Source organism: Candidatus Krumholzibacteriia bacterium, from assembly GCA_035649275.1.
In the GTDB taxonomy this organism is placed as follows: domain Bacteria; phylum Krumholzibacteriota; class Krumholzibacteriia.
Map to the genome: position 1 here is coordinate 1 of DASRJW010000020.1, position 12,576 is coordinate 12,576.

The 12,576-nt window shown below is 68.0% G+C and carries 7 protein-coding genes; 3 read left to right on the top strand and 4 right to left on the bottom strand.

The genetic code is table 11. From position 1 onward, the window contains the following. Positions 1 to 660: 660 nt before the first annotated feature. Together VFE28_01510 and VFE28_01515 are read left to right on the top strand one after the other, a co-directional pair. On the top strand, positions 661 to 1,830 hold the full coding sequence (locus VFE28_01510; protein ID HZM14651.1) for a hypothetical protein: 1,170 nt from the start codon (positions 661 to 663) through the stop codon (positions 1,828 to 1,830). A gap of 202 nt (positions 1,831 to 2,032) precedes the next feature. Continuing rightward, the gene (locus tag VFE28_01515) at positions 2,033 to 2,848 is read left to right on the top strand and encodes a methyltransferase domain-containing protein (GenBank protein HZM14652.1); all 816 of its coding nucleotides are present in this window, start codon (positions 2,033 to 2,035) and stop codon (positions 2,846 to 2,848) included. A gap of 82 nt (positions 2,849 to 2,930) precedes the next feature. On the opposite strand, the gene VFE28_01520 is transcribed toward VFE28_01515, so the two are convergent. From VFE28_01520 to VFE28_01535, 4 genes are all read right to left on the bottom strand, one after another. Then, entirely contained in the window at positions 2,931 to 5,417 is a 2,487-nt protein-coding gene (locus VFE28_01520; GenBank protein ID HZM14653.1) for a 2-oxoglutarate dehydrogenase E1 component, read from the bottom strand. A 28-nt stretch (positions 5,418 to 5,445) separates the two neighbouring features. Next, positions 5,446 to 5,997, bottom strand: coding sequence for a YqgE/AlgH family protein (locus VFE28_01525; GenBank protein HZM14654.1), 552 nt, complete (start codon positions 5,995 to 5,997; stop codon positions 5,446 to 5,448). Between the two features lie 96 nt (positions 5,998 to 6,093). After that, a complete protein-coding gene (locus tag VFE28_01530) occupies positions 6,094 to 8,403 on the bottom strand; it encodes a sigma 54-interacting transcriptional regulator (protein HZM14655.1) in 2,310 nt (769 codons plus the stop codon). Positions 8,404 to 9,754: 1,351 nt separating this feature from the next. Further along, entirely contained in the window at positions 9,755 to 10,528 is a 774-nt protein-coding gene (locus VFE28_01535; GenBank protein ID HZM14656.1) for a urate hydroxylase PuuD, read from the bottom strand. Between the two features lie 386 nt (positions 10,529 to 10,914). Between VFE28_01535 and gltX the strand changes: the two genes are divergently transcribed. Continuing rightward, positions 10,915 to 12,570: a glutamate--tRNA ligase gene (gene gltX, locus VFE28_01540; GenBank protein HZM14657.1), complete on the top strand. Its 1,656-nt coding sequence runs from the start codon at positions 10,915 to 10,917 to the stop codon at positions 12,568 to 12,570. Positions 12,571 to 12,576: the final 6 nt, after the last annotated feature.

Sequence of the window (12,576 nt, forward strand, 5' to 3'; positions counted from 1 at the left end):
GAAGCTTGTCAACAGGTCTGCACGGAAACCATCGCGCCGACTGCTCGCAGAGACTCTGCAGCTGTACACATCGTGGACAGCGTAAGAATCTTTGACGGCTTTCTTCTCGTGTTATCCACAAACATGCAAGTCGGCGTGCCACTCTGTGGATCACTGCGCCTGGCTCGACGCTGAGTGTTTCGCTGTGAAACACACTTTGTGAAAAAGTGCACAAACTTCCGGTGGTGGACTGCGTGTACACGCCGACGGCGTGACAGGCATGTGAAGGTGCGCGACCATACGTGCGTTGAAGAGCACCTTGTCCGAGGAAAGCGGCGTGTTTTGCTCGGGCGTGCATTTCGCCCCGACGAGGGAGGCGGGGAGCCGTGGTCCCGAGTGGCAAGCGCCGGGTCCCCGGGAAGGAACCGCGGGGAAGGCGCGGCGAGGCGGCAACGGGCGCTTCGAGGAACGACCGCGGCTGTGCTGCGCTGGAGCACCCAGCGCGCGGATGGGACGGCTCTTGCTTAGTCCGGGCGGGACCGGTTCCGTGGGGGAGCCGGTTGATCGGCCCTAAATCAGCGGAGGCGCGGAATGCGGCGGCGCTCACCATGGTTTCTCGTCTCGGCTCTGCTCGTGGGGTGCGTTCAGAACGGGATGGCTCCCGGGACCGATGAGGTCGGGGTGAGCCCTCCCCAGCTGCAGTCGGATCGCTTGCTGGTGAACAACGATCCGGCGCAGTTGGACGCGCGCGTGCAGTATCGTGCGAAGCCGTTGTTCATCCGGATGAAAGAGACGCCGGGCCGCCAGTTCGCGCCTCCGTTTAAATCTGATGGCATGCGCCTCACCTTGGTGGCCGAGGTGTCGCCCCCCGTGGTGGACGGGCACGTCGTCCAGGCCAACGACGTGGACATCGACGGCAAGACCGCCGTCATCGCCTACAACTTCGCCGGCGACATCTTCGCTGGTGCGGTGCAGGTGATCGACTTCACTCAACCGGACCGGCCGCGGTTGATCTCGGAAGTGCTCTATCGCGACGCCGACGTGACCTCCGTCCTCAAGCATGGTGAGCATGTCTACGTCGGCATGGGCAGCCTGGATCCGGCGCTGCAGACGCCGGCGCTGCTCGAGGAGTTCCTCCTCGGCAACACGGGTCTCGAGCCCACCTCGCGCTGGCTCGGCCTGCCGAGCTGGGTGGTCACCGACCTGGGCAAGGACGGCGAGTACGTCGTGGCTTCGGTGGGGGCGCTGCACGGCGGCGTGGCCTACATCGACCGCACAGGTGAGCAGCTGACGATGGACGCTTTCCAGGCCGAGGAAGACATCCGGGGCATAGGCTTCCCGGGCGCTTCTTCCATGGCCGCGGTGTGCGGCTCGCGGCCGCACCTGTCGCTGCTCCAGCTGCCAGGGCTGCAGCGCACGCTGGAGCACGAGGTGGACGGCTACAACTACCCCGACGCCAAGGGCACCATCGAGGTGCACGACGCCATCTGCTACCTCGGCGCCGGTGACGGTGGCTTCCAGGTGCGCCGGCCGGACGGCCTGCTTCTGGCGGCGCTGCGCCACGAAGCCTTCTCCGACGTGCGGGCCAACGAGATGGTGACGAACGCCGTGTCGGTGCAGGGCAGCTTGGGATTCGTGGCTGCCGGTGCTCTCGGCGTCCAGGTGGTGGACATCGCCGGCGCCCGCAGCTGGGCGACGGGCGGTGGTCCCGATCCGAGCGGCCTGCGCGTGCTCGGCGAGCTCGACTTCGCCGAGGGCTTCTCCAGCAACATGGTCAAGTGTGCGAACAACGTGCTCGTCGTCGCGGCCGGCAGCGGCGGCGTCGAGCTCGTGACCATGCAAGCCCGCTGATCCGCGGCTCGCATTCTCCTGAAAGCCTCTGGTGATCCCCGAAGGCGTGCGTTCTCCTACGCGCCTCGGGGATGACCAGGTCCGAATCCGGCTGGTCGCGGTGCCACACTCCAGGTAGCCTTCCATCCCGTGCATCGAAGCGACCGTGTGGGCTTGGCTCGCGGTCGCTCACGACATGTGGGGCTGGAGTGCCGGAGGCGTGATGGGCCGAGAAGCCGACTACGTGCTGGGGACGCACGACGAGGAGATCGGGCGCTTGGGGCTGCAGCACCGCGTGTGGCAGCCGCGAGTGCTGGACGCCTGGCGTCGTGCCGGCTTCTCCGCGGGCCAGACACTGCTCGACATCGGCTGCGGTCCCGGCTGGGCCACGCTGGACCTGGCGGCGATCGTTGGCCCGACGGGTCGCGTGCTGGCGCTGGAGCGCTCGCGGCGTTTCCTCGACGTCCTCGAAGCAGAGTGCGCCCGGCGCGGGTTGCAGCAGGTGCAGACGCACGAGCTGGATCTCGACGCGGCGCCGCTTCCCGCCACAGGCGCCAGCGGTGCCTGGGCTCGCTGGATCCTCACCTTCATGCAGCATCCTCGGGATCTACTCGAGCGCGTGAAGGCGGCACTCGCGCCCGGTGCGGTCTTCGTGCTGCACGAATACTTCGAGTATGCCTCCTGGCGACTGGCGCCGAGGTCGCCGGAGTTCGAGGAGTTCGTCGAGCAGGTCATGCGGAGCTGGCGCGCCAGCGGCGGCGAGCCCGACATCGGCCGCATCCTCCCCGTTTGGCTCCAGGAGCTGGGCTTCGAGCTGCGCGAGCTCCGACCCCTGGTGGATGTGGTTCCAGCCACGAGCACCATCTGGCAGTGGCCAAAGGCCTTCGTGCATAGCGGACTGCGCCGTCTGGTGGATCTCGGTCAGTTGGATGCAGAAAGGGCTCGGAAGATCGCCACAGCCTTCGCAGCTGCCGAAGCAGCACCGCATACGCTCATGGTCACGCCCGCGGTGCTGGAGATCATCGCAGTCCGTCGATGAGCCCGACGTTGCGGCTGGGATTGTGGGCTACGCGCGACGTTTGCGGCTGGGGTTGTGGGCAAGGCCCGACGTTGCGGCGGGGCTACGCTTCCAGTGGGGAGAAGGCGAGCTCGAGCAAGGTCTTCTGTTCCATATCGTGCGCTTTCGCCGAGCCTGTGGCGGGGCTGCCGCTCGCGGAGCGCTTGATGCTGCGGCAGGGTGCGGGCGCCGCCAAGCGCTCGAGGAATGGGCGGACGAAGAAGAGCCCGCCCATGTTGGCCGGCTCCTCTTGCACCCACACCACCTCGCGGCGCTGGGTGAAGCTCTCCAGCGCGGCGCGCATCTCCGCTTCGGGGAAGGGATGGAACTGCTCGAGCGCCAGGATGGCGACGTCGTCGCGGCCGCGGGTCTGCCGGGCCGCCCGCAGTTCGTGCACGATCTTACCGCTGGCGACCAGCACGCGCCGGGCAGCGACGTGCTCGGGATCGCCGACCAGCGGCAGGAAGCTGCCGTCGGTGAGAGCGCTGCGCGGCGAGCAGGCCTGCGGGGCCCGCAGCATGCTCTTGGGCGTGAGGACAACGAGAGGCTTGCGCCAGCGCCGCAACGCCTGCCGGCGCAGCAAATGGAAGTACTGCCCCGACGTGGACGGCTGGCACACCTGCATGTTGTCGTCGGCGGAGAGCTGCAGATACCGCTCGAGACGGGCGCTCGAGTGCTCCGGCCCCTGTCCCTCGAAGCCGTGAGGTAACAGGATGACGAGACCCGAGAGAAGGTCCCATTTGTCCTCGGCGGCGCTCACGAACTGATCCAGGATCACCTGTGCGCCGTTGGCGAAATCGCCGAACTGCGCTTCCCAGGCCACCAGGGCGTCGGGATAGTCGCGGCTGAAGCCGTACTGGAAACCGAGCTCCGCGGCCTCCGAGAGTGAGGAATCGTAGATGTCGAAGCGACCCTGCTTCGGGTGCAGGTGCCGGAGCGGGATGTGCTCGGCCCCGGTCTCGTAGTCGAAGAGCACGGCGTGCCGCTGGTTGAAGGTGGCGCGGCGGCTGTCCTGACCGGAGAGACGCACCAGCATGCCGTCCCAGAGCAGGCTGCCCCAGGCGAGGGCCTCCGCCGTGCCCCAATCCAGCGGGCGCGAGCCACGCATCATTTCGTCGCGCTGCTGCATGAGCTGTTTCACCTTGGGGTGGACGGTGAAACCAGAGGGAATCTGCCGCGTGGCGGCGGCGATCTCCTCCAGCCTCTCCGCCGGAACCTGCGTTGCCACCTCGAAGCGCGGCTCATAGCGGCCACCGAAGTAGGCATCCCAGTAGGCCGGCAGCTTGCGCAGCTTCGGTTTCTTCCGCTGCGCCCGCGCGCGTTCCTGCTCGCTCTCCAGCTGCGCGCCGATCTCGTCACGCAGCGCCGTGAGCTCCGCCGCCGGTGTCTGCCGGCGGGCGGCATAGGCTTCCCAGGCGCGGGGGAGCGCCGCGATGCGGCGATAGAGGAGCGGCTGCGTCACCGTCGGGTCGTCCACCTCGCTGTGGCCGTAACGGCGGTAGCAGATCATATCGAGCACCACATCGCTCTCGAAGGTGGCGCGGTAGTCGATGGCGATGCGCGCGGCCCGCACCACCGCTTCTGGATCGTCGCCGGAGACATGGAGAATGGGGATGTCGAGGCGTTTGGCGACGTCGCTCGAGTAGCGCGACGAGTGCAGCGACGCCGGCTCCGTGGTGAAACCGATCAGGTTGTTGACGACGATGTGCACCATGCCGCGCACGCTGGTGCCGCGCAGCGAAGCGAGGTTCAGCGTTTCCGACGCGATGCCTTGCCCGGCGAAGGCGGCGTCGCCGTGCATCGCGATCCCGAGGACACGGCGGGGTCCGGTTTCGCCGAGGCGCTCCTGCCGCGCCCGCACCCGCCCCATGAGCACGGGATCGACCGCTTCCAGGTGGCTCGGGTTGGAAACCAAGTGGACCGCCACGGTCTTGCCGCTGGCGCCGGTGAAATTCCCCGTGGCTCCCAAGTGGTACTTGACGTCGCCGCCGCCCAAGAAGCTGCGCGGATCCACGTCCTGGAAGCCGGCGAAGAGCGAAGCCGCCGGCACGCCGACCGTCTGGTGCATGACGGTGAGGCGGCCGCGGTGCGCCATGCAGATGAGCGCGACCTCGACGCCTTGCTGCGCGGCGCCGTCGAGCACCGCATCGAGGAGCGGCATGAGGGAAGCGGCGCCTTCCAGGGAGTAGCGCTTGGTGCCGACGTAGCGGCGGTGCAGGAAAGCCTCGAAGAGCTCCGCCGTGGCGAGGAGGCGCAGGATGCGCTTGGCATCCGGGGGCTCGGGCTCCGCTTCCAGGCGCTCCGCCACCCAGGCGCGACGTTCCGGCTGCAGGAGGTGCATGAACTCGACGCCGATGGGGCCGCAATAGAGGCGGCGCCACGGTGCGGCTTGTTCCGGCGGCAACGCGTCCAGCTCGGCAACCGGTAGCGGGCGCAAGCGCTCGAGCGGATCGAGCGCCGCCTGCAGGTGGCCGTAGCGGCGGAAGAGATCGGCGACGAGTGCACGCTCCGCACTGGTGCCGCGGCTCGTGCTGATGGAAGGAGAGGCCATGCCGTAGGGCTCCGGGAACGAGGGGCGGTCAGTTCACCCGTGGATCGAGAGGGATGGTGGTCAGATGGGCGAAGCGTGGTCCGAGCTCGCGCAGGGCTTCGGTCCACATGACCTCCGGCTCGGTCTCGAACACCAGACGCGCAGCGCCGGGACGCACGATCCAGCTGTGCTCTTCCATCTCTGCGTCCAGCTGGCCGGCGCCCCAGCCGGCGTAGCCGGAGAAGACGCGCACCCGCGCCATCGGTTCCGGAGCGGTCTCGAGGATCTGCACCAGCGCATCGCTGTCGTTGCCGAGCGCCATGCCGTCGACGATCTCCTTGCCTTCCGGCGTGTCGATGCCGTGACGGTGCAGGACGAGGACGAGGTGCTGTTGCACCGGGCCGCCCCAGAAGAGGCGCTGCGTCGCCCGTTCCGGCATGCCGGAGAGGGCCTCGGCCACGCTGTGTTCCGTCGGTCGGTTGACCACGAGTCCCATGGATCCCTTGCCGCCGTGCTCACACAGGAGAACGACGGTGCGCGCGAAGTTCGGGTCGCGGAGCGTGGGGCTGGCGATGAGGAAGCAGCCTTCGCGTACATGCATCTCCGTCTCCCGGCGGGCGCCGGCACCCGCTGCCACCATGATGCCGCAACAAGGGCGCGCTGGCAATGCAGGAAGGGGAGCAGGCGGGGAACGAACTTAGGCGAGACGGGAGATGCCGAGGGCGCGCATTTTACGGCGCAAGGTGGTGACGTGCATCTCGAGGCTGCGCGCCGCGGCGGTGAGATTGCTCGGATGGGCGCGCAAGGCCGCTTCGATGAGGGCGCGTTCATGGCCGCGGCGCGATTGGCGCAGCGACGTGGAGGACCCAACCGCCACCGGTTCTGGCAGCGCGGCCGCCACCCGGCGCTGCATGGCGCGCCGGATGAGCTCGTTGCGCAGCTCGCGCGCGTTCCCGGGCCACGGCTGCGATTCCAGCTCGGCGAGGAGCGCCGGCGTGAGTTGCAGGCGATCCTCCAGCCCTTCGTGGCGCAGGAAGTGCAGTGCCAGGAGCGCCACGTCGCTGCGGCGCTGGCGCAGCGGCTTGATCTCCAGCGGGTGCACAGCCAGACGATGGAAAAGGTCGGCGCGGAAATCGCCGTTCGTCACCCCGCGCCGCAGCGGCCGGTTGGTGGCGGCGACGATCTTCACCCGCACGTGGCGTTCGCGGATCTCTCCGATCCGGCGCAGCACGCCGTCGTCCAGGAAGCGCAGCAGCTTCGCTTGCAGTTCCTGCGGCATCTCGCCGATCTCGTCCAGGAGGAGCGTGCCGCCGGCAGCCTGTTCGAGCAGGCCCGGCTTCTCGCCGCTGGCGCCGGAGAAAGCGCCGCGGGCATGACCGAAGAGCTCGCTCTCGAACAGATCGCGCGGGATGGCGGCGCAGTTCACCGCCACGAAAACGCCGTGGCAACCGGAGAGAACATGCAGCGCCCGGGCGACCAGCTCCTTCCCGGTGCCAGATTCGCCTTCCAGGAGTACCGGGTGCGGCGAGGCGGCGAAGGCCGGGAGATCTTCGAGCAACGCCAGCAGCTCTGGATCGGCAGTGACGAAACCGTGGCGGCCGCTTGGGCTCGCCGGCGGCGTCGTGGCTGCGGGCCGCAGGGCTTCGACGCGTTCGAGGATCCAGCCGCAGGCCGGCAAGGACTCGCGCACGAAATCGCGCAGGGAATCGAGGAGCGGCACCAGGGCAGCGCTCGGTCTCTCGGCTTCGGATTCCGCCAGCGCCAGCTGGGTGAGAGCGGCCTCGAACAAGCGGCCGCAACTCTCCAGGACTTCCGCAGCGGCACGGAAAGCGGCGCGGGCCTGCTCGTCCTCGCCCTCCGCCAGCAGGATGCGGGCACGGACGCGCTCCACGCAGCCCCGCTCGCGCCGATCGTGGTGCCTCTGGCAGAGCGCTTCCGCTCGCGCCCAGTGCTCCCGCGCCTCGGCCCCGCGGCCCTGGACGGCGAGCACCTCCGCCAGGCGCCAGCTCGCTTCCACCATGAGATCCCCATCGGGGGCGATGTCGGCGGCTTGGGCGAAGGCCTGGCGGGCATGGCTTTCGGCCGCTTCGAGGCGGCCGCAGTCGAAGTCGATCTGGCCGAGGAACTCGTGGCACAAGCCGATCTGCCGCGACATGTCCGCACTGGTGCGCTCGAGCGCCGCGGCGAAGTAGCGGCGGGCCTCGACGAAGTGGCCGCGCAAGCGGGCGCAGTGACCGAGACCGTTCAGCGCGCTCACTTGCTCGCTGCGCAGACCGCAGCGCTCGAAGACGGCGAGCGTCGCCTCGTAGAGAGCGCGCGCTTCCGCCTCGTGTCCGAGATGTACCTCGGTGACCGCGAGGTTCTCGCGCGCCAGCGCCAGGCGCTCTTCGGCGGCGCCGGCTTCGACCAAGGAGAGAACGGCGAGCTGCAGCTCGTCGCGGCCGGCGCGGATCTCGCCGCGAGCGTTGAGGATCAGGCCGAGGTTGGTGTTGCAATGGGAGAGATTGAGGGCGTCGCCGGAGAGACGGAAGAGCTCGGCAGCACGCCGCGTCAGCGCTTCCGCTTCGAGATAGCGACCGATGCGGAAGAGTGCCACCCCCTCGACCTTGAGCGCGTGGGCGAGAAGGCGCGGCGAAGCATTCTCCATCAACGCCGACTGCAACCGCCGCACGCCAGCGAGAGAGGCGTCGTAACGGCCTTCGTGGATGGCGAGGCGCCAGTGCTCGAGCACGGCGAGTTGCGCCGCCAGCGCCGGGTCCGATTCGAAAGTCTGGAAATCGGCGCGGAAGAAAGCGTAGCCATCCCAGTTCTTGGTGAGCGCCAGGCTCCAGCCGACGGCCTCGAGGGCGCGCTGGTCCGCGGCCAGCTCCGGAAGCGACAGCTGGGGCCGCGCCGCGAGCCAAGACTCGGCCACGACGGTATACAGACCGCGACCGTAGTCCTCGATCCAACGGCGTCGAAGCTGGGAAGTGACCCCGCTCCCTACGTCACGGATGACGTTTGCCATCGCTGCGATCAGCCCCCCTCGCTGCACAGCTGTGGCGCGTCTTGCGCTCGAAACGTGACCGTGGCGCCGGCGCTTTATTGCACGAAGGCGAAAAACCTTCGCAAGAACTCGCGGCTGCTCACGATGAGTCTCCTCACGGTACCGAGGTTCCTGACCTGGACCGGAGTCGCGGACCCGGATGATCCGTGATCGGGCTCGGACATTTGCACGGTCGTGCGCCGCCCAGGGGGCGGATTCACCGTGGGCTGGTCGTCATCGCCGATCCCCGGAGTACCGGGTTGACCACTCCCGTAGCCCGGAGTTTCCATCTGCTGAGCGCGGATGGAGTGGGCACTGCGTGGTGTGATGCAGAGTGTCGTGACGAGAAGGGCCAAAAACAAAACGGGAACATTCCCGAAACCGCGGAGACTAGTCTTGCGAAACATCGATGCCCTCGTCGGGTTGCGCTCGAGACATCGCGCCGCGCTCTGGACGACGCGACAGGCACCTTCGACCCCGTCGCGACCTTTCTGGTCTCACTCAGGGGTTACGTCGCAAAGGATAGGACTCGACGCCGCAGGACGTCAAGAAGGGGGATCGACGTCTGGGGTCGAGCCTCGAAAGCAGGGGGCTCGGCATGGGTCGAATCACTCGCTGACCCGATCGCTGCCGCCGGTCTCGGGGTCGCTGCACGTGCGGGCCAACACCTTCACTCGCGGTTGGCGCGCGGCCAGCCCTCCACGGAGTGAAGCGAATTGAAACGGCCCGGGGCAGCAAGGGTTCTCTAGGGCTTTTCGACCGGTGTGTTTTCGCACCTCGGGCGACGGGACCGTAGCGTTCCTGCTCCGGTCCTCCGCAAGCCTTGATCTGGCAGTCGTTCGGTCGCGGCAAGAGCGAATTCTGACCGGCGGCAACCCCGGAGGAGTGGAGCAAGGACGCTCCGCTGGTCAGGCGTTCACCCTGCCTCGAGTGATGGCGCAGCTCGCTGCAGGAGCGCACGTTATGCGATTGAGCTGGAAACCGGTACGGGCCGTGCAAGGAGAAGAATGGACTCGACGAGAGTCTCTCGATCGAGCCGACCTCTACCCCCCTTGAGTGCGGCCCGGACGAGACGACGACTCGGTCGTCCAAGGAGCGTCGGGGCGAAGGATGACTTCCTCGCGTGGTCAGCGACCCCGGCGCTCCCCCTCGACTTGAAAATCGCGTCGTGGGGGTGCGTGCCAGAAGGAACACCCCTTAGGCTCCGCCGTTGGGTTCGGGTCATCGTGCCGCCGATTGGGTGAACACCCAAGGATCGAGGGGGCAGGCGGGCGGTGACCGGGTTCGAGGCCGCACTCCTCGACGCGATTGCTTTCCTCGGGATCCGCTCCCCTCAGAAGCCTTTGATCTTCGGCGCGTGGCGCAGCAGCATCGACGTCACCCACCAGCCGAGGAGAACGGCAGCGAGCAGCAGGAGCCAACCGGTGCTGCCCGTGTTCGCCCAGGTGGTGTGCGTGTTCACCATCGTCCACATGAGAGGGACGGACATATAGGTGTTCTGGCGCGAGCGGGTTGCAGCCAGTGCCACGACCGCAGGGTCGGGGGCCTGGCCGCTCTTCACGGCCTGGATGATCTGCCGCTGGGAGGGCCAGATGCGGAACCAGACGTTGAAGGCCATGATGGTGCCGAACAGGGCGCCGGTGTGGATGACGTAGCCGCGGTAGCCGAAGCCCGCCCAATGGCCGAAGAGATACACCATGGCAGCGACCAACAAGAAACCCACGGCGATCGCCGCCTTCATGTTGGTCTTCCCCAAGGATTTCATCAAACGATCGTAAACCAGCGGCGCGAGCAGGATGAGCACCAGCATCACGAACGAGCCTGCGCTCCAACCATGGGCGGGATCGTCGAAGACGACACCGCCTTGATAGAAGACGAGCATGAGCAGGAGCACGCCGGTGCCCCAGGTCCACACTGCCGCGTGGCGGAACCAATAGAGAGCGCGCGGCATGAGCTCGGGCACGACCTTCTTCTTCGTGTCGCCATCCATGGTCGGCGCGAAGGCGCTGTTCACGAAATTGAAGAAATAGAGCAAGCCGATCCACAGGACGCCCGCGACGACGTGCATCCAGCGGAAGAGCGACTCGAGGACAGCGGTGACCTGCATCTCCTGTCTCCTTTGCCTGCGGCGGACGGCCTGGTGCAGCCACGGCGCCAGGCCCGAGGGCGTACAAGGCGACACTGCGAGCGGGCCTTAGGGAACTATCCGGGGCCCGGCGGTCCTGCGCGGGCCGCCACCACGGCGCTCACTCTTCGGGCCGGGGAGCGGCGTGTCAACCCCGAAGCCCCCACCGCGTCTGGAGAGGACGCGCACACTGTGCGCACCAACCGCAATGTCGGGCGTGGGCGCTGCTAGAGGGCGCGGTGCGGCCGGCTGCGTGCGGCCGGGCCTCGTTCGTGGCGCCCCTCGGGGCGCTGTGCTAGGGTGCCTTGGGGCCGGGTTTGGGGCCCCCACTTGGCGCTTCGAGGGCCGCGCCCTCACGAGCCCCCACCATGCCGGGAAAACCGCAACCTGCCAAGAACGCGCCTGTGCGCGTGCGCTTCGCCCCCAGCCCGACGGGGCATCTCCATGTCGGCGGGGCTCGCACCGGGCTGTTCAACTGGCTGTTCGCCCGCAAGCTCGGCGGGGCCTTCGTGCTCCGCATCGAGGACACCGACGCCCAGCGTTCCACGGAGGAATCCACCCGCGGCATCCTGGAGTCGCTGCAGTGGCTAGGGCTCGATTGGGACGAGGGTCCGGGAGTGGGAGGCGACTTCGGTCCGTACCAGCAGACGCGGCGCAACGTGCTGTATCGCGCCGAAGCGGAGCGGCTCGTGCGCGAGGGGCGCGCCTATCGCTGCTTCTGCACCCGGGATGTCCTGGAGGCACGGCGCGGGGAAGCGGCGCCGGGCGGCGGGGCGCTGCGCTACGACGGTCGCTGCGCTGGGATCGAGCCGGAAGCAAGCGAACGGCGCGCTACAGCGGGGGAAGCCTACGTGGTGCGCTTGCGCATGCCGCAGAGCGGCGAAGCCCGCTGGCTCGATCTCTGCCGCGGCCCGCTCGCCTTCGCGCTCACCGAGTTCGACGATTTCGTCCTGCTCAAGTCGGATGGGCAACCCACCTACAACTTCGCCGTCGTGGTCGACGACGCCAAGATGCGCATCAGTCACGTGATCCGCGGCGACGATCACATCTCCAATACACCGAAGCAGCTGGCGCTCTTCGATGCCCTCAAGTTCCAGCGCCCGGAGTTCGCCCACTTGCCGATGATCATCGGCGCCGACAAGACCCGCCTCTCCAAACGGCACGGTGCCACTTCGGTCATGGCCTTCCGCGATCTCGGCATCCTGCCGCAGGCGATGGTGAACTACCTGGCGCTCCTCGGCTGGTCTGCCGGCGACGATCGCGAGGTGTTCACCCGGGAAGAACTGGTGTCGTATTTCGCCCTCGACAAGGTGAGCCGCAACCCCGCGGTGTTCGACGTGCAGAAGCTGGAGTGGATGAATCGGGAGCATTGGAACCAGCTCCCCTTCGGGGAGAAGGTGCAGGCGCTGCTGCCGGCCATGCGGCAGCACGGCCTGTGGCCGCCGGGTTTCCGCGCCGATCTGGCGGCGGGACCGCACCTGCGCGTCGTGAGCGGCAGCCCCGAGGACAAGGTGGCGGGGAGCATCTATCCGGTGAGCGAGGAAGAATGGTTGCAGGAAGAACCGACGCTGGCGGATGAGCTACCGCGCCTGCGTCTCGTTCTCGAGGTGCTGGGCAACCGCTTCGGCGGCCCCCACGACGCGCCGCTCCTGGCGTACTTCTACACCGACCAATTCCCTTTCGACCCCGCGGCGGTGGCCAAGCACTTGCACGGGGAGGCGGTGCCGGCACGGTTGCGGGCGCTGGCGGATCGCTTCGAAGCGCTGCGCCACTTCACACCGGAGCCGCTCGAAGCGGCGCTGCGCGAGCTGGCCACGGGGCTCGGCGTCAAGGCGGGCGAGCTCATCCATCCGGCCCGCGTCGCACTCACGGGCCAAGTGGTGAGCCCGGGGATCTTCGACGTCGTCGCCTTGCTCGGTCGCAGCAAGACGGTGGAGCGCTTGCGGCGCGGCGCCGCCATCGCCGAGCACGATCGCGCCTTGCCACCGGGGCCCGCTGCTCCAGCGCCGCAGGGGCACCCTTGAAAGGGC

What these genes read in the sequence shown, in the direction of transcription:
- VFE28_01530 (HZM14655.1), bottom strand. Translation starts at nt 8,403, where the DNA reads ATGGCAAACGTCATCCGTGACGTAGGGAGCGGGGTCACTTCCCAGCTT.
- gltX (HZM14657.1), top strand. Translation starts at nt 10,915, where the DNA reads ATGCCGGGAAAACCGCAACCTGCCAAGAACGCGCCTGTGCGCGTGCGC.
- VFE28_01515 (HZM14652.1), top strand. Translation starts at nt 2,033, where the DNA reads ATGGGCCGAGAAGCCGACTACGTGCTGGGGACGCACGACGAGGAGATC.
- VFE28_01520 (HZM14653.1), bottom strand. Translation starts at nt 5,417, where the DNA reads ATGGCCTCTCCTTCCATCAGCACGAGCCGCGGCACCAGTGCGGAGCGT.
- VFE28_01525 (HZM14654.1), bottom strand. Translation starts at nt 5,997, where the DNA reads ATGCATGTACGCGAAGGCTGCTTCCTCATCGCCAGCCCCACGCTCCGC.
- VFE28_01535 (HZM14656.1), bottom strand. Translation starts at nt 10,528, where the DNA reads ATGCAGGTCACCGCTGTCCTCGAGTCGCTCTTCCGCTGGATGCACGTC.